This window comes from Methanobrevibacter sp. (assembly GCA_022775905.1).
In the GTDB taxonomy this organism is placed as follows: domain Archaea; phylum Methanobacteriota; class Methanobacteria; order Methanobacteriales; family Methanobacteriaceae; genus Methanocatella.
In genome coordinates this window covers 127465-145250 of sequence record JALFJX010000009.1, presented here as the reverse complement: position 1 = coordinate 145250, position 17786 = coordinate 127465, and the positions used below count along the sequence as shown (strand labels likewise).

Annotated in this window: 21 protein-coding genes; 18 read left to right on the top strand and 3 right to left on the bottom strand. The window is 34.2% G+C overall.

From position 1 onward, the window contains the following. Positions 1–3 precede the first annotated feature (3 nt). The 16 genes from mtrD to MR875_02745 all read left to right on the top strand — a co-directional run bounded on the left by mtrD (position 4) and on the right by MR875_02745 (position 13083). Positions 4–705, top strand: a complete 702-nt coding sequence (mtrD, locus tag MR875_02820; GenBank protein ID MCI6993783.1) for a tetrahydromethanopterin S-methyltransferase subunit D — start codon at positions 4–6, stop codon at positions 703–705. Beyond that, positions 706–1521 carry a tetrahydromethanopterin S-methyltransferase subunit C gene (mtrC, locus tag MR875_02815; GenBank protein ID MCI6993782.1) on the top strand — a complete coding sequence of 272 codons (816 nt, stop codon included), beginning with the start codon at positions 706–708 and terminating at the stop codon, positions 1519–1521. It abuts the gene before it with no gap. 17 nt (positions 1522–1538) lie between these two features. Next, positions 1539–1868, top strand: a complete 330-nt coding sequence (locus MR875_02810; protein MCI6993781.1) for a tetrahydromethanopterin S-methyltransferase subunit B — start codon at positions 1539–1541, stop codon at positions 1866–1868. Continuing rightward, positions 1869–2585 (top strand): tetrahydromethanopterin S-methyltransferase subunit A, encoded by a 717-nt coding sequence (gene mtrA / locus MR875_02805; GenBank protein MCI6993780.1) that lies wholly within the window; start codon positions 1869–1871, stop codon positions 2583–2585. A 13-nt stretch (positions 2586–2598) separates the two neighbouring features. Next, positions 2599–2805 (top strand): tetrahydromethanopterin S-methyltransferase subunit F, encoded by a 207-nt coding sequence (locus MR875_02800; protein ID MCI6993779.1) that lies wholly within the window; start codon positions 2599–2601, stop codon positions 2803–2805. 10 nt (positions 2806–2815) lie between these two features. Continuing rightward, positions 2816–3055: a tetrahydromethanopterin S-methyltransferase subunit G gene (gene mtrG / locus MR875_02795; GenBank protein MCI6993778.1), complete on the top strand. Its 240-nt coding sequence runs from the start codon at positions 2816–2818 to the stop codon at positions 3053–3055. Positions 3056–3068: 13 nt separating this feature from the next. After that, positions 3069–4001, top strand: coding sequence for a tetrahydromethanopterin S-methyltransferase subunit H (gene mtrH, locus MR875_02790; protein MCI6993777.1), 933 nt, complete (start codon positions 3069–3071; stop codon positions 3999–4001). 185 nt (positions 4002–4186) lie between these two features. Then, a complete protein-coding gene (locus MR875_02785) occupies positions 4187–5653 on the top strand; it encodes a methanogenesis marker 14 protein (GenBank protein MCI6993776.1) in 1467 nt (488 codons plus the stop codon). A 17-nt stretch (positions 5654–5670) separates the two neighbouring features. Further along, entirely contained in the window at positions 5671–6279 is a 609-nt protein-coding gene (locus MR875_02780; protein ID MCI6993775.1) for an NTP transferase domain-containing protein, read from the top strand. Between the two features lie 55 nt (positions 6280–6334). Further along, positions 6335–6601 (top strand): PRC-barrel domain-containing protein, encoded by a 267-nt coding sequence (locus tag MR875_02775; GenBank protein ID MCI6993774.1) that lies wholly within the window; start codon positions 6335–6337, stop codon positions 6599–6601. A 139-nt stretch (positions 6602–6740) separates the two neighbouring features. Beyond that, on the top strand, positions 6741–7496 hold the full coding sequence (locus MR875_02770; protein ID MCI6993773.1) for an ABC transporter ATP-binding protein: 756 nt from the start codon (positions 6741–6743) through the stop codon (positions 7494–7496). Next, positions 7465–8715 (top strand): SufD family Fe-S cluster assembly protein, encoded by a 1251-nt coding sequence (locus MR875_02765; GenBank protein ID MCI6993772.1) that lies wholly within the window; start codon positions 7465–7467, stop codon positions 8713–8715. The genes MR875_02770 and MR875_02765 overlap by 32 nt, the downstream gene beginning before the upstream one ends. A gap of 317 nt (positions 8716–9032) precedes the next feature. Beyond that, entirely contained in the window at positions 9033–9458 is a 426-nt protein-coding gene (locus tag MR875_02760; protein MCI6993771.1) for a hydrogenase iron-sulfur subunit, read from the top strand. Positions 9459–9473: 15 nt separating this feature from the next. Further along, positions 9474–10400 (top strand): F420-nonreducing hydrogenase, encoded by a 927-nt coding sequence (locus tag MR875_02755; protein ID MCI6993770.1) that lies wholly within the window; start codon positions 9474–9476, stop codon positions 10398–10400. A gap of 1 nt (position 10401) precedes the next feature. Beyond that, the gene (locus MR875_02750; GenBank protein MCI6993769.1) at positions 10402–11829 is read left to right on the top strand and encodes a Ni/Fe hydrogenase subunit alpha; all 1428 of its coding nucleotides are present in this window, start codon (positions 10402–10404) and stop codon (positions 11827–11829) included. An 18-nt stretch (positions 11830–11847) separates the two neighbouring features. Then, on the top strand, positions 11848–13083 hold the full coding sequence (locus MR875_02745) for a 4Fe-4S binding protein (GenBank protein MCI6993768.1): 1236 nt from the start codon (positions 11848–11850) through the stop codon (positions 13081–13083). Positions 13084–13158: 75 nt separating this feature from the next. Here MR875_02745 and MR875_02740 read toward each other — a convergent pair whose 3' ends face one another. Further along, positions 13159–14415, bottom strand: coding sequence for a dihydroorotase family protein (locus MR875_02740; GenBank protein MCI6993767.1), 1257 nt, complete (start codon positions 14413–14415; stop codon positions 13159–13161). Positions 14416–14506: 91 nt separating this feature from the next. On the opposite strand from MR875_02740, the gene MR875_02735 reads away from it, so the two are divergent. Next, positions 14507–15589: a nucleotidyltransferase family protein gene (locus tag MR875_02735; GenBank protein ID MCI6993766.1), complete on the top strand. Its 1083-nt coding sequence runs from the start codon at positions 14507–14509 to the stop codon at positions 15587–15589. On the opposite strand, the gene MR875_02730 is transcribed toward MR875_02735, so the two are convergent. Continuing rightward, positions 15584–16714 (bottom strand): ATPase, encoded by a 1131-nt coding sequence (locus MR875_02730; protein MCI6993765.1) that lies wholly within the window; start codon positions 16712–16714, stop codon positions 15584–15586. The genes MR875_02735 and MR875_02730 overlap by 6 nt on opposite strands. Before the next feature lie 124 nt (positions 16715–16838). Beyond that, positions 16839–17066: a hypothetical protein gene (locus MR875_02725; protein ID MCI6993764.1), complete on the bottom strand. Its 228-nt coding sequence runs from the start codon at positions 17064–17066 to the stop codon at positions 16839–16841. Positions 17067–17270: 204 nt separating this feature from the next. On the opposite strand from MR875_02725, the gene rplJ reads away from it, so the two are divergent. Next, the gene (rplJ, locus tag MR875_02720) at positions 17271–17753 is read left to right on the top strand and encodes a 50S ribosomal protein L16 (protein MCI6993763.1); all 483 of its coding nucleotides are present in this window, start codon (positions 17271–17273) and stop codon (positions 17751–17753) included. Positions 17754–17786 lie beyond the last annotated feature (33 nt).

Genomic DNA, 17786 nt, shown 5'->3' with positions numbered 1-17786 from the left:
ATTATGGATCCAATTAGTTTAATTTTATTCATCGCAATAGGCGGTATTATGATTGGTGCTGGTGTGCACTTTATCCCTGTAGGAGGAGCTCCTGCAGCTATGGCAACCGCTACTGGTGTAGGTACCGGTACTGCTATGTTAGCTGCTGGTGCTGGATTAACAGGTCTCATTACTGCTGCAACTATGACTGGTGAACCATTCTATATAATAGGAATTGGTGGAGCAATAGGTGCTATGATTATGATGGGTATTACTATGCTCATTGCAAACTTAATTTACATCTTTGGTGTAGGTATCGTTCCTGCAGCATCTAAAGTACCTGTTGACTGGATTACCAAACGTAACCAAGAAGCATACAAAACCCCTGGTACCGAAGGTCACGGTGTACCAGTAACTTCATTTGTAAGTGGTCTCATTGGAGGTCTTCTCGGTGGTTTCGGTGGTGGATTAGTATACTACGGTATCAACACTGCTATCAACCAAAGTACCTTTGTAACTGACCCTGTTGTAAGTGTAGGTTTAGCTGCTATTATTGGTGTAGGTGTATTCTTTATCAACTCTGTAATTGCTTCATACAACATCGGTGGTACCATTGAAGGTATGCACGATCCTAAATTCAAAAGAATCGGAACTGGAGCTATCGCATGTGCAATTGCTTCTATCGTTGTAGCAATCTTTTGTATTATCTTAACTGGAGGTATCTAAATGTCTGCTGGTGGAAGTGCAGATGGTGCAGCTGCAGGTGCAGTTGACTCAATGCAATTATTAGTATTAGGTGTTATTGGTGGATTAGTCGGTATTTATTTAACCGGATTCTTAGGTTCAACTATTGGACCTTTATTCGCAGCTCTCGGTGCAGTATGTGCTATTGTATGGGGATCTGACGCTATTCGTAGAGTAGCAAGTTACGGTTTAGGTACTGGTGTACCATCTATTGGTTACATGTCTTTATCTGTTGGTATTATCGCAGCTTTTGCAGGTATTAGTTTAGCTACTATCTTAAAAATGCCTATGGTTGGACCTATCGCAGCTTTAATTGCAGCTATTATTATTGGTGTAGTTATCGCTCTCGTCGCAACTAAAATTGTAGGTATGAAAATCCCTATTATGCTCCAATGTACCGTTGAAATTGCTGGTGCTGCAGCATTATCTATCTTAGGATTCTCTACTGCGATTGCAGGTAGTTTCGATATGACCGCAATTTATGAAAGTGTTGTTGCAACTGGATTTATTGCTGTATTATTCATTATGTGTACTATGGCTATCCAACACCCATTCAACGCATGTTTAGGACCTAACGAAGATCAATTAAGAACTCTCAAATGTGCAGCATCTACTGCATTCTTATCCATGACTCTTGTTGGTCTCATGGCTGTCACCGCTGGTGGCTTAGCATGGTTCATTATATTCATCGTTGGTTTAATCGGTTGGATTGTTTCATTCAAAGCATTTGTAGATGCTTCTATGAACGATGCTGCATCAACCAAATGGGCTGGATTATGGCCTAAAGTTGAAAATTAGATTTGGAGGAATTAAATATGGCTCAAATGTTACCTATGGTACAAATCGTACCTGAAATGAATTTCGCATATGACCCTGTATCTGGGGTTATCGGATCATCTTTAGGTTCAGGAGTTGTTCTCCTATCTATGGATGAAGTAAATGAACAAGTAGCAAAAGTCGAATTGGCTGCTGATGAATTAATGGCATCATTAGACCCATACACCAGTCCTGTTGGCGCTTACCCTGGAAGGGAAGGTTCCTATGTTACTGCAGGATTATTAACTAACATGGTATATGGTTTCTTATTAGCATCATTCATTATCTTTGCTGCATTACCAATCTTACAAGCAATGGGGGTTTTATAGATGGCTGATAAAAAAGCTCCTGCAGATGGCTGGCCGGTTATTAGTGGGGATTACATTGTAGGTGATCCTGAAAGCCCTGTTGCAGTAACCACTTTAGCTTCCCACATTGAAGCTGAACTTTCTGGAGCAGCAATCGCAGGTCCATGTAAAACAGAAAACTTAGGAATTGAAAAAGTTGTTGCTAACATTATTTCCAACCCTAATATTCGTTTCTTAATATTAGCTGGTGCTGAAGTACAAGGTCACATCACTGGTCAAAGTTTTAAAGCTTTACACGCAAACGGTGCTGACCCTGACAAAAAGAAAATTGTTGGTGCTACTGGAGCTATTCCTTTCGTAGAAAATGTTCCACTCGAAGGTGTTGAAAGATTCCAACAACAATTAGAAATTGTTGACTTAATTGATACCGAAGATATCGGAGCAATTCAATCAAAAATTAATGAATGTGTAGAAAAAGATCCAGGTGCTTTTGAAGAAGAAGCTATGGTTATTTCTGTAGAAGGCGACGACGCTGAGGAAGAAGAAGGAGAAGCAATTAGGGTTGTTTCTGCTGAAACTGGTCTCATTGAAGCAAGAATTAGGGATATTAACACTAAAATCGATATGGTCGGTGCTATTCAAAGAAATATGGCTGGTAATTACTCTGGTAAAGTTCAAGGTATAATGATCGGATTAGCTTTCACTTTAATCCTTGGTACTTTATTCTTGTTATTCTAAGGAGGAATGAATTATGGTACAAATTTCAAACAAACCAAATATAGGCGGAATGAAAACTGCAGCTGATGATGCTGAATACAGTTCAAAACTCCTTGCAAGAGAAGGTAAATTATTCGCTGGTTTACTCGCAACCAGATTCAAAGGATTTGCTATCGGTGCTTGTATTGCAACTCTTTTAATCGTAATTATTCCTTTCATTGCAAAAGCAGCAGGATTATAGAGGTGTTATTATGAGTGAAGAAAATTCAATACCTCAGGTAATGGTTTCCTCAGATGAATTCAACGAAGTTGTTGCTAAATTAGATGCAGCAGAAGAAAAAGTTGATTTCACTGTTGGAGAATATTATCAACGTTTAGGCCAACAAACTGGTAGAGATGTTGGTATATTATATGGTATTATACTTGGATTAATGATTTTAGTTGTAGCTATTAAATTCGGTTTAGCTTCAATGTTATCTACCTTATTATAGGAGGATTATACTTATGTTTAGATTTGATAAAGAACAACTCGTAGTTGATGTTGCTGGTATGAAAATGGGGGGCCAACCTGGTGAATACCCAACTGTATTAGCTGGTACTATCTTCTACGGTGGACACAATATTATTAGTGATGAAAAAACTGGTGTCTTCGATAAAGATGCTGCTGAAGAAAGAATTAAAACTATGGAAGAAATGTCTGATGTAACTGGAAACCCTTGTATTGTACAAACTTTCGGTGCTACTGCAGAAGCTATGGTAAAATACTTAGAATTTGTAGGAGACATCTGTGACAAACCTTTCCTTATAGACTCAACTGCAGCTGCAGCAAAAATTGCAGGTGTAGAATACGTACAAGAAGTTGGATTAACTGACAGAGCTGTTTACAACTCTTTAAGTATGGCTGCAGAACCAGCAGAAATTGAAGCAGTTAAAAACTCCGACATCGATGCATCCATTCTCTTAGGTTTCAACCCAATGAACCCTGGTGTTGCAGGTAAAATCGAAATCTGGGAAAACGGTGGAGATGTAATCGACCAAGGTATTCTCGAAATGGCTGAAGAATGTGGAATTACCAAACCATTCATGGATGTAGCAGTTACTCCATTAGGTCAAGGTGCTGGACCTGCAGTAAGAACTTCTTTCGCAGTTAAATCCAAATGGGGTTACCCAGTTGGATCTGGTATCCACAACGTTCCATCCGCATGGGACTGGTTAAGAGGATACAAAAAAGAACACAAAGAAGCATGGCCTGTTTGTGATATCGGTTCTAACATCGTTCAACAAATGGCTGGTGGAGACTTCGTACTCTTCGGACCTATCGAAAACGCAAGACTTGCATTCCCTGCTTGTGGTATGGCAGATATTATGATTGCAGAAGCTGCTAAAGATATTGGTACCGAACCAGTAGAAGAACACCCAATTAACAAATTATTATAAATAAATATATAGGGTCTAGATTAGATGATTTATTTCATCTAATCATTTACTTATATTTATTTAATTGTTAACTATTTTTTAAGCATTTTTTTTAAGATTATAACTTATTTTGCTCTAACTTATTTTAATAAAATTTATATTATCATAAAAAGATATTATAATTTAATTATACTCGAGGTTATAAAATGTCTTTTTTAAGTAAAATTTTTAACAAAGGTCCTAAACCTGTTATTGCTAAATCAAGGGAAGGCAATTTAGGTACATTAACTGCTCAAAAAGCAGGTCCTGCAAGTCCAGGTGTTGTTAAAAAACCTGATACTTTTTATGTAACTGCATCTGTTGAATTAGGTAACACTACTACAAAGTGTATTGTCATGGCAACAAACTTAAACACAAGTGAATCTTATTTGCTCAATAAAACAGTTAAAATGACAAGGGATATCAGAAAACCTAAAGCAGGTGAGAAAGTATTCGGTAAAACAGTTTGGGGTATTGAACTTTCCAAAGAAGCTGTAACTGAATTGGTCAGGGACACTGTTTTAGAAGCTTTAAGAAAATGTAATGTTGATAAGGATAAAGATTTGGATTTCGTTGTAAGATCAACTGGTGTAACTGCAGGTTTTGCAACTGCTGAAGAGGCAGGTCAACTTATTATTGCACTTGCAGATGGTTGTCTTGAAGCAGATATTCCTCCTCGTAAAATGTCTCCTGCGATGAGTATTTCCCAACTTCCTGAAAGATTGCAAAAACATTCTCTTTTAGAAAATATCATGTTTGATGGGGCTGTTGTTAGTGTAGTTCCTCCTGAAGGAAAAGAAACTGTTGCAAATGAAATGGAAGGTGAACTTGTTACTGCAGGTATTAAACTAGGTGCAAAATGGACTGATGTGGATTATAGAAACCCATGTGTTTCCCTTGACTTCGGTTCTACTTTAGCAGGTCGTATTGTAAATGACAATGAACCGTATGCTAACACTATTGGTAACTTCTTAGGTTTAGCAGGGGTTGTCAGTGATTCAATTGCTAGAGGTTCTGGTTTAATTGATAAGAAAAATGGTGCTGCATTAGATTTATTCTCTGAAAAAGCAATGAAAAAAGCTAATCATAAAAAAGCTCAGGCTAATGCACTTGAGGCTCATAAATTAATTAATATCTGTAAAGTTCCTGATGTTGAAAGATTTGGTACTGTTCCATTAAATTATGAAGCTGCTACAAAAGCAGGAACCACATTAATTGGTTGTGATGTTGGTGTTAACGGGGATAAATTAGGTGAATTAATGGAATTGGGTGCACAATTCTATGATGCAGATGGTCTTCCAACATTGCTTTCCACTTTGGATTATGTAAGTACAAATATTGTTACAAGATTATTGGATGTTGCATTTGAAGAAAAGGTTATAGTTCCAGGTTCAGCTTTAGGTATTACCGGAAGAGCTGGTATTACTGGTCGCAAACCACAACTTATTTTGGAATCTGTTCAAGATAGATTTGATAATGTTGTATTTGTTGAAGATGGTCTTGCTTTAGGGTCTGCTATCATGGCTCGTTGTATGAATTCAATGGGTACTCCTAAAGTTCCTATTGGTGGAAAACAAGGTGGTAGATGTATTCTTAAAGATCGTATGAAAATGGCTGGCGGTAAATTCGCTTAAATATAATGTGGTTTATCATGATTTATGCAATTTTGATGGCTGGAGGTAGGGGAACTAGACTCAAGGTTCCTTGCGAAAAACCTCTTTTTGAATTACATGATAAACCTTTAATTAAATATGTACTTGATAATTTAAAAGAATCTAAATTAATCGATAAAATAATAATTACTGTTAGTCCTCACTCTTGTGAAACTACCAGATATCTTGAATCATTGGATGATGATTTTGAAATTTTAAATACTTCCGGAAAGGATTATTTGGTTGATTTATCATATATTTTAGATTACTTTGAAAATAGATCTAAAGAAGACATTTTGCTTTTTATTAATGCAGATTTACCGTTTATTTCTGCTGAAACTGTGGATGATGTTTTGGATTGTTATTTGAAATCAGACAAGGATGCATTGTCTGTTCAAGTTCCAGTGGAAATATTTGAAGATTTGGGTTTGGATTATTCATATGAATTCAATGGAAATGTTCCTTCTGGATTGAATGTATTAAAGAGTATGAATATTGTCCAAGATGAAACTCAAATTGTTATTCCAAAAGTGGAATTAGCATTGAATATTAATACTCTTTTGGATAGTAAAGTTGCAGAAAGGCTGTACAAAGAATACTATATTTAAATATAATGAAATTAAATATTTATATAACTAAATTTAATTTTTATCAGGTGATTTAATGGAACAAAAACAAATTCCTAGAAGAGAAGAGAAATTATGGAGTGAAATTAAAAACTATCAAGTAGCTACCAACAATGCACGTATCCTTGGAGTTCTTGATGAATTAATTATCAATGAAAAAACTGGTAAAATCGTGGATATTGCTATTAGAGTTGAAAGTGATCGTAATATCCATGTTAAAGGTGCTAAAAGAAACGGCGATTTATTATTAGTTCCTTTCGCTAAAGTTGAAAAAGTTGGCGAATTTATTATTGTAACTGAATAATTTCAGTTATTCTCTTTTTTTAATTATTTTTTTATTTACTTTTTCTTTCAATATTTTCGCAATGTTTTATTAAATTTTATATATTTTGTTAAACAAAATTTATAATGTTATAAAATATTTGATGTTATAAGGTGATTATATGTTACTTGAAATAGAAAATTTGGCTGTTGAAGTAGCCGGAAAAAGAGTTTTAAAAGGAGTTAACCTTTCAATTGCTGAAGGTGAAACTCATGTTCTTTTAGGACCAAATGGTGCTGGTAAAAGTACTTTATTTTTAACTATTTTAGGATTCCCAAATTATAACGTTGTTGAGGGTTCTATTAAATTTAAAGGTCAAGATATTACTGAATTAAGCACTGCTGAAAGAGTTAAATTAGGTATTGGTGTTAGTTTCCAAACTCCTCCTGCAATTAGAGGAATTTCTGTAGGAGATTTGTTAAAAATTATTTCTAACCAAGATGTTAAAGATGAATTAAATCCAAGAATGAAACAATTGGCTGATCAGCTTAAGTTCAGTGATGAGTTTTTAGACCGTGATGTTAATTTAGGATTTTCAGGTGGGGAGGTAAAACGTTCTGAAATCTTACAATTACTTGCTCAAATGCCTGATTTTACTATGTTTGATGAACCTGATTCTGGTGTGGATATTGAAAATGTAGAGTTATTAGCTTCCGAAATCGGAACTCTATTGGATAAGGACAAACCACAACGTAGTAGAAAAAGAAGTGGTCTTTTAATTACTCACTTAGGTTATATTTTAAACTTTGTTAGTGCAGATAAAGCACATGTTTTAATAGATGGAGTTATTTCCTGTTCAGGAAATCCTAGTGAAATTCTTGAAGATATTAGAAAAAATGGTTTTAATGGATGTGTTGAGTGTGCGCAATGTTTATGAGGATGCTGAAAGAGCAAAAGATAAAAAAGCAGCTCTTGGAGTTGATGTAACAATTGAAAATTTCTCTGATGAAACAATCAATGCAATTGATATGATTGATGATTTGGATGATTTGAAAAAACAGACAAAAAAAGACTTATTAAAAGTTGGTGTTGATACAACTGAAGAAAACAGGTCAGGATCCTTTTTACAAGTTGATCAAAGTAATATTTTTACTAACAATTCCATTTCTGATTCAATTGAAGTAATGAATATGGCTGTTGCATTGGATAAATATCATTGGTTGGAAGACTACATGTGGAATGTAGTTAAACCGGATGCTGATAAATACACTGCAAAAACTGCATTAAGAGAAAAAGAGGAAGGAGTAACAAGCGGTTACTTTGTAAGATCTCTTCCAGGTACTAAAGAAGTAATGCCTGTACAAGCTTGTATGTTTATCAGTGATGAAGATATTATGCAAACTGCTCACAACATCATTATTGCAGAAGAAAATTCAGAATTGCACTTAATTACAGGTTGTGCAACTGGTGATGACATTTCATCTGCAATGCATGTTGGTGTTTCTGAAATGTATTTAAAACCTGGTTCAAAAATAACTTTCACAATGGTTCATAATTGGGCAGAACAAGTTGCTGTACGTCCAAGAACAGGTATTAAATTAGCGGATAATACAACTTATATCAACAATTACATTTTGACAAGTCCTGTAAGCAGTATCCAATCTTTCCCTACTGCATACTGTGATGGTAAAAATTCACGTGCTATCTTCCAAAGTATTCAAGGTGGTAAAAAAGATTCTATTATTGATGTTGGATCAAGAGCATTATTGAATGCAGAAGGAGCTAAAGCTGAAGTTATCTCAAGAGCAGTTGCTCAAGATGAATCTCAAATTTTTGCTAGAGGTCATTTGGCTGGTACTGTTCCTGATGTTAAGGGGCATTTGGAATGTCATGGATTAGTATTGTCTGATGATAGTTTCATTTATGCAGTTCCTGAACTTCAAGCTAGTTCAACTAATTTGGAGATGTCTCACGAAGCAGCTGTTGGTAAAATTTCTGAAGATGAAATTAACTACTTGACTTCTCGTGGAATTCTTGAAGAAGAAGCTGAATCTATGATTGTTAGAGGATTCTTAAACATGGATATTACAGGCCTTCCTGATGAATTGGCTCAACAGACTCAAAAAATGATTGATATGAGTCTTGATGGAATGTAATTCCATCTATTTTTTCTTTTTTTCTTAGTTATTAATATTCATTTTATTTTTATTAAGACTCTTTTTTTAGTATATAAATCTTTTGACTTTTTTGTCTAAGTAACCTTTATATTAATTATAAATAAAATATATTAATTAGTACATAATGTAATGCTGAGCTAGCTCATTACGTACAGAAATTGTGTTTTTAAGGCATACCTAAACGGTATTCTTTAAAAAGAAAATTTTAAAATTTTTTAAAAAAGTTTAAAATTGGTTCAGAAGAGCAAAAATGTTTTTCTGAATTGGAGAAATATTTATAGAGGAGGAGAAACTCTATGGCTGATGATGTAAAAATTGTAATGTTTTGTTGCAACTGGTGTTCCTATGGAGGAGCAGACACAGCTGGTACTGCACGTATGCAATACCCACCGAATATCAGAGTTATTCGTGTAATGTGTTCTGGAAGAATTGACCCACAATTTATTTTAAAAGCATTTAAAGAAGGTGCTGATGGGGTATTTGTAGCTGGATGTCACATGGGTGACTGCCACTATGATGCTGGTAACTATAAATTAGATCGTAGAATGAGATTAGTTTATAAATTAGTCGAAGATATGGGAATTGGAAAAGAAAGACTTCACCACGACTGGATTTCCGCATCCGAAGGTGAAAAATTCTCTGAAGCTGTTAAAATGATGGTTAGCAGAATCAAAGGATTAGGTCCAGCTCCATTAAAAGAACAATTAAATGTTGAGGAATAAATTGGAGGAATTAATATGGCAGATAAAGTAAAAATAGGAACTATGTGGTTTGGCGGATGTTCCGGATGCCACTTATCCATTGCAGATTTCCACGAATCTTTAATTGATGTTATGGAATTCGCTGATTTCGAATTCTCTCCTGTACTTATGGATACTAAATATGATGAAGTACCTGAGTTAGACATTCTCATCGTTGAAGGTGGAATCAGAAACGATGAAAACAGAGAATTATCAGAAATGTTAAATGAAAAAGCAAATATGGTTATTGCTTACGGAACCTGTTCTTGCTACGGTGGTGTTCCAGGTCTTGGAAACTTATGGACTGTTGAAGAATTAGAAGAAGAAGCATACATTAACTCTGTATCTACTGTAAACCCTGAAGGAATTATTCCACATGAAGAGGTACCTCACCTCGAAAGTAGAGTAAGACCTATCACTGAAACTATGGATATTGACTTAATGATTCCAGGTTGCCCACCTCGTTCTGATGTTGTAGCTGAAGCTATTTTAACATTATTAAAAGGCGAAACTATCGAATTACCTTCCACTAACCTTTGTGAAGTATGTCCTAGAGAAAAACCACCTGCTGGTTTAGCTATGGACTTTATTAAAAGACAATTCGAATTAGGTGCACCTGAAGCTGATTTATGTTTAATTAGTCAAGGATTAGTATGTTTGGGTCCTGCAACCGTATCTTTATGTGGTGCAGAATGTCCTTCCATTGGTATCCAATGTAGAGGATGTTACGGTCCTACTGCAAAAGTATTAGATCAAGGAGCAAAAATGATCAGTGCTATTGCATCTGACTACGGTGTACAAGAAGATAAAACTGTAGATCCTGAAATTGTTGCTGACCAATTAGATGATATTGTAGGTACTTTCTACACTTACACATTACCTGCAGCTTTAGTTCCAATGAAAATGCAGAAAGGAGGAGAATAAGATGGTTAAACTTACTATGGAACCTGTTACCCGTATCGAAGGACACGCAAAAATTACTGTACACCTTGACGATGCTGGAAACGTCGAAGAAACAAGATTACACGTTATGGAATTCAGAGGATTCGAAAAATTCTTACAAGGTCGTCCTGTAGAAGAATTACCAAGAATCGTACCTAGAATCTGTGGTATTTGTGATGTACAACACCACTTAGCAGCAGCTAAAGCTGTTGACCAAATTTTCGGATTTGATGACAATGAAATTTTACCTGATGCATACAGAATGAGAGAAATCATGAACTGGGGTTCATACATGCACTCCCACGCTCTTCATTTCTACTTCTTAGCTGCACCAGATTTAATCATTCCTAACGGAACTAGAAAAACTAGAAATGTTTTCCAAGTTATTAAAGACATGCCTGAATTAGCTCTTCAAGCTATTAACATCAGAAGAAACGGTTTAGAAATTGTTAGAAAAATCGGTGGTCGTCCAATTCACCCTACTTCTTCCACTCCTGGTGGTATTTCTACAGAATTAGATGATGAAACTCAAAAAGATTTACTCGCAAGAGCTAAACAAAACGTAGAATTAGCACAAGCTACTTTAGACTTAGCTATTCCTGTATTTGAAGAAAACATCGACTTAATCTCATCTTTAGGTAACTTCGGTGACACCAGACACTGTGGTCTCGTAAAACCTGATGGAACTTGGGATGTATATAACGGTAACGTTAGAATCAAAGATAAAGATGGAAGCGACCTTTTAGAATACAGAAATGCTGAATATACTGATATTGTTGCTGAACATGTAAAACCTTACTCCTGGTTAAAATTCCCATACATTAAAGAATTAGGATACCCAGAAGGTATTTACAGAGTTGCACCATTATCCAGGATCAATGTTTGTGACGACATGCCTGCTGAAGCACCTCTCGCAAGAGAAGCTCTCAAAGACTTCCGTGATGCTTTCGGATATGCTCAAGCACCATTATTATTCAACTATGCTAGACTCATTGAATTATTAGCATCTGCTGAATGTGCTGCTAACGCATTAGAAGGAGATTTATCTGGTCAAAAATTCCCAGATGAATTAGAAAGAACTGAAGGTAAAGGTGTAGGTATTGTAGAAGCTCCTCGTGGTACTTTAATCCACCATTACGAATCTGATGACAATGGATTATGTACTAAAGCTAACATTGTTGTTGCTACAATCCAAAACAACCCAGCTATGGAAATGGGTATTCACCAAGTTGCTAAAGATTACATCAAACCTGGTGTTGAAGTAGATGACAAAATTTTCAACTTAATGGAAATGGTTATCAGAGCTTACGACCCATGTTTATCTTGTGCTACTCACTCAATGGATAGTCAAATGAGATTAGCTGAAGTAAATATTGTAGACAGTGAAGGAAACCTCATTAAAAAATTCTAAATTTAAGGGGGTTTATTAATGATTGTATTTAATGAAGATGGCTGTATTAAATGTGGGGCATGTGAAGGTACATGTCCTACTTCAGCTATTGAAGTAACACCAACCGCTATTGTACACTGTGACACTTGTGGTGGAGAGCCAAAATGTGCTGACGTTTGTCCTAATGGTGCATTAAAAGTAGAAGACTACGAAATTGCTGAAGGAGTTTCCCAAGCAAGATTAGTATTCAACTCTGTTTTATGTGACCAATGTGGTAAATGTGAAGAAGTCTGCCCACAAGAAACTGTTAAAGTCACTGGTACAAAATTAAAAGAAGTTGAAGGTTTCTGTGTAATGTGTCAAAAATGTGTTGACATTTGCCCAGTTGACGTAATTGGTATTCCTGGTGTTAAAGAACCTGCTGAATGTGACTTAGATCTCAAAGGTAAAGGTCCTGTATACATCAAAGATTGTGTTGGATGTGGAACTTGTGTAGAACCTTGTCCTGTAAATGCAATTACTCTTGATGAAGTAGGTAGTCCAGTTACTGTAAATGATAATTGTATCAGATGTGGATTATGTTCCCAAACTTGTCCTTGGAATGCAATTTTCATTTCCGAGAAAAAACCTATTAAACGTACTAAAGAAATTAAATCATTTACTTTCGATTCAGCTAAATGTATTGGATGTAACACTTGTGTAGAAGCATGTCCTGGGGACTTCATTGCTGCTAACAGTTCCAGTTTAACTGTTGCTATTCCTAGCGTATGTGCTGCATGTGGTTTATGTGTAAATCTTTGTCCTGTTGACGCATTGGAAATTGATGTTGAATGGGGTGAAGGTACTCCTGTGGATGCAGAAGGTATCGGAAGAGATCTAGAAAAATGTGACTTCATTGGTGCATGTGCTAACAAATGTCCTACTGAAGCTATTCGTGTAGTTACCAAAACTGGTATGTTATGTCCTGCTTTAGTAGAAACTGATGATGAACCATCTTTCACCAGTTGTATTAGATGTGGAGCTTGTGCTGCAATGTGTTCCAACGACGCATTGAAAGTTGAACAATACGAAGTAACTATCAACGGCGAAGCTGTTGCTAGAGACAGAATTGCATTCAACCCATCTAAATGTGATCAATGTGGTGACTGTATCGAAGCATGTCCTTACGATATGATTCACAAAACAGAAAATCCTAAATTACCAATTGCAGGATTCTGTACCTTATGTGGTCAATGTATGGAAGCATGTCCTGAAGATGCATTATGCTACAAATAGGTGTGATAACACGCACACCTTATTTTTTCTTTTTTTTTAAAAAATAGTTAATAAAAAAATAATAAACAAATTATTTTATAATTTATTCATTACTTGTTTCCCGTTTATTATTGTCATTACTGGTTGTCCAATGTATGTCCAACCGTCAAATGGAGAGTATTCTGCTTTTGTTTCAAAGGTATCTATATCAAATTTACCTTCTTGTTTTAGATCAATTACAGTAAAATCAGCATCTTTTCCAACTGCAATTTCTCCTTTGTTTTCAAGACCATAAACTTTGGCAGCATTTTTAGATAATATGTCTGGAATTATACTCAAATTTATGTTTCCTTTATTTACTTCGGTTAATAGTAGTGGAACAACAGTTTCGAGATTTGGTATTCCTGGTGAGGATTTCCACACTCCTTTTGTTTTGTCCTCAAGTGTATGTGGTGCATGGTCAGTTCCGATTATTGATGTTTCATCCAAGTCACTAACTCTCACGCTCTTGTTTTTTGGTCTTAATGGAGGATTTGTTTTTATTAATGTTCCATATGTATTGTATGCAGAATTATCCATCAATAAATGATGAGGTGTAAATTCCCATGAAACAGACATATTTTTACTTGCATCTTTTGCCATTTCTAGTGCTTTGGATGAACTTAAGTGACAGATATGTAATCTTAAATTATTCTCTCTTGCAAGTTCAATAGCTTGCCTTACAGATTCGTCTTCACTTTCTGTTGGTCTTGCATAAGTGTAGTCAATAGGAGTATTCTCTTTTTTTTCCTTTAATTTTGCAGTTTCACTTTCAACAATGGATTTTTTCTCGCAGTGTACAGCAACAAGACCATTATATTTTGTGGTTTCTTTTAATGTTGATAAATCTTTAAATATTTTTTCTAAGCTTTCATCACTTTCTAAATCCATGAATATCTTGAATGAAATAGGATCTAATTCAATCATTTTTTTCATTTCTTCAAGGTCATTGGTTCCTGCCTGAAGTTCAAAGTTAACAACAGATTTCTTTTCTGCGATTTCAATCTTTTCCTTAAGTGCATCATATGTGTTTGTTTTTGGGAGTGTATTTGGCATATCTATTACGGTTGTAAATCCTCCATTTGCAGCACTTAAACTTCCGGTTTTAAAATCTTCTTTTTGAGTTAATCCTGGATCTCTGAAATGTATGTGTGGGTCAATAAAACCAGGCATGATGTAATTGCCATTGATATCAATTGTTTCATCTGCTTTCAGTGGTGTTTTTGATATTTCGGTTATTTTGCCATTTTCTACTTTAATTGAATATTCTCCAATTTTATCAACCATCTTACAATTTTTAATTACTAAATCCATTGTTAATCTCCTATGGTTTTTAATTTCATATTTGTAGTTTCATATTTTTAAATCATAAGTTTTTTTTAATTTAAAAATTATATTTATTTCCATGTCTCAAGTTTTAGATATTCTCAAAAGGGATAAGGAATTATTTTTCAATGATGTTGATATGGACTGTGAGATTTCAGGCACTTCTTCAGATGCAACTTTGATTGCTGATTTCACAGAGTATAATCCTTTACATAATGGCCATTTTCATTGCATGAAAACTGCAAAACATATGTTTCCTAACGCATTATTTGTTGCTATTGTACCAGGGTTATTTGAGAGAAGTGGTAGAGGTATTCCATATATATTGCCAAGGGAAATTAGAGCAGAAATTGCCATCTCTGTTGGTGCGGATATTGTTGTTGAAGGTCCACCTATGGGAATAATGGGTTCTGGACAATATTCATTATGTCTCTGCAAGATGTTTAAGGCTTTAAATACTGATTATATTCCAAGAGGATATAAACCAAAAGAAGGTTTTGATGAAATTTTAAAAAGAATAAATTTGGGCCACCATATCGCTCCAAAACCTTATAAAATTGTAGATAAAACTACTCATGAAACAGTTTTAAAAGATAAGCTTGAGGAAGATAATTATGTTATCACTTCATTCTCAAATTCACTAAGTAAAATAGGGTTTGATTATACAAACAAGTTTATTTTTGTTGAGAGAATTGAGGGAGTAAGTGGAACTTTGATTCGTGAAAGCATTCAGAAAGATAATTTTGGCAATGTTTTAGATATGATGCCTTCAAAGACAATTGAAGTTTTAAAAAGGGAAATCAAAAATGATTCTATAATTTATGGAATTCGGGATGTTGAATCAATTCTCAACACTGCAAATACTTTCTCTTTAGATGAATTGTCTGCATTGAACATGTTCAATGATAAACTAGCTAAAAATATTGTTGAGAATAGACCATATGATAACTTGAAAGATCTTGAAAAATCTATCTTGCATGGATTTTCATCTCATTTTCATCAAAGAGTGTTGAGTATCTTGGAAAATCCTATTCCTAAAAAAATTATCTCAGAATATATTGATAAATATCCGTCAAATATTCGTATTTTAGGCTATAAAAATAAAGAAATATTGGAAAAATTTATAAAAAAAGTAAATAATGAAAATATTTCATTATTATAATTGGGTTAAAAGACTGTTAATAACATTTTGTGGATTTTGAAGTGCAAATACTGCATCCATGAATGTTGGATAAGTTGAACTTAACAAGAATAAGTAAACAAGGTAGTATAATACAACTAAAATCACAATAACTAAAACTATTGTTAATAATATGTCAGCAACACCCATCGGTTCTTTTTCATCTTTGTAATTAATGTTGTGGATGTTTTTGTCTTCAATATCAGTTATTAATTCATCTTTATTCTCTTTTTTATCTTTATTTCTTAAGCTGAAGCGTTTTTTATCTTTTTTAGATTCAACTTCATCTTTAAGACTTACGTCTCCAGTCATTAATCCTTGTTCTTTTAAAATTTCAGCTCTGATTCTAGCTTCCATTTCTTCAGGAGTTTCAATTTTTGGTTTACTCATTACTGGGGTTGGGATTTCCGGTTCAATAACTTCTTCTTGAGGTTCTGGTTCTTCCTTAGGTTTAGGAACATACTCTTTTCTAGTTAAAGATCCGTATTGTGCTTCATCTTTTGCTAATTGTTCACCTAATGGAATTTCATTTTCATCAAAGTACAAGTCATCAAGATATTTTTCATATTTGTCTTCTAATTCTTGTCTAGCACTTGTAGTTGGTGGTTCATAGGTGTGATCTGGATAGATGAAGTCAGTATTCTCCCTATGAGTTAATGTCTGTTTAGGAATATCTAATTCATTTTGAGCAACTTGAGGTTGTTGATTAATCTCTGAATCTGTTGTGTAGGATGATTCGAGTCCTCCGGTGTATTCGATATTCTCCTTAATGTTATATGGGGAATCATTACTTATTCCTTCGAATTCATTTGAAGGAACTTCTTCTTGAGGTGTGTATGGTATCTCAAAATCAGCAGTTTCTTCTTGTGGTTGATATATTGAATTATCTGCACTTACTGCAGGTGCTTCTGTTACTAGAGGTTCTTGTTCAACAGGTTTGCTTTCTTCAGGAACTGCATTTTGAATGCTCATGCCTACAATTTTTTCTAAACATTCTTTACAGTAAACTTTACCAGCAATCTCTAAACTACAGTCTCCACAAACAGATTTTCCACATATTGCACAAGTATTTGTGCCTTCTTTGTCAGGATGATAATAACATTCCATAAATTACACGCTCTAAATGAATTAATATAATAAATTAATATATCTTTTTTATAATTATATAAAACTTTTTATGATGAATTTTAAAGGTTCTTGTAAAAAAGATCTATTTCACTAATGATGATACTCAGTGGGATGCATCCAATATTTTTTCAACAACAATTTCGGATGCAATTAAATCATCTGCTGTTGCTAAGAAACTGCCTAATGTGGTGCTGTTAATTTCATAAACTATTCTGTTTTCTTTTAATTCAGATTCCAAATAATTTTCATTATCAATTTCTAATGAATCAAACACTACTTTTGCTGATTCTTCGTCCTTGTAATCTAAGCATATTTTTCCTTTAATTTTCATCTTTTCACATTTGTTATTTTTAATTTTTTTTAAGATTTTTTCTAGATTATGGTAACATTTATTAATAACTTAATTAATATATTTAAGTATTCTATCTATTGTGATATAGTAATTTTTATTATAGCTATTATCGAATTTGATTATATTGTAGCTATTTTTAATTAAACATGTTTATCATGTCATATTTATTTCGGAGGAATTATAATGGTTCGTGCTTATACAAGAAGAGATTATATTAGAAAAACCCCAAATTCAAGAATTGTACAATATGATATGGGTAATTTAAGAGATGAATTCCCAGTATCTGTAAGTTTAGTTGTTAAAAAACCAGCTCACATTAGACACAACTCTTTAGAAGCTGCAAGGATTGCTTCTAACAGATTAATGCAAAGAGCTGCTGGTAGAATGGGTTACCACTTAAAATTAAGAGTTTACCCTCACCAAATCGTAAGAGAAAACCCAATGGCAACCGGTGCAGGTGCGGATAGGGTACAAAGTGGTATGAGAAACGCTTTCGGTAAACCTGTAAGTGTTGAAGCTATTGTTAAAAAAGGTCAAAGAATTGTTACTATCGACTGTAACGAAAGAAACTTTGAACAAGCTAAAGTTGCATTAAAAAGAGCAGGTATGAAATTACCAGTTCCATGCAGAATTGTTGTTGACAAAGGTGCAGATTTAGTTAAATAGATTTTTTAACTAAATTTTTTACTATTTTTTTTA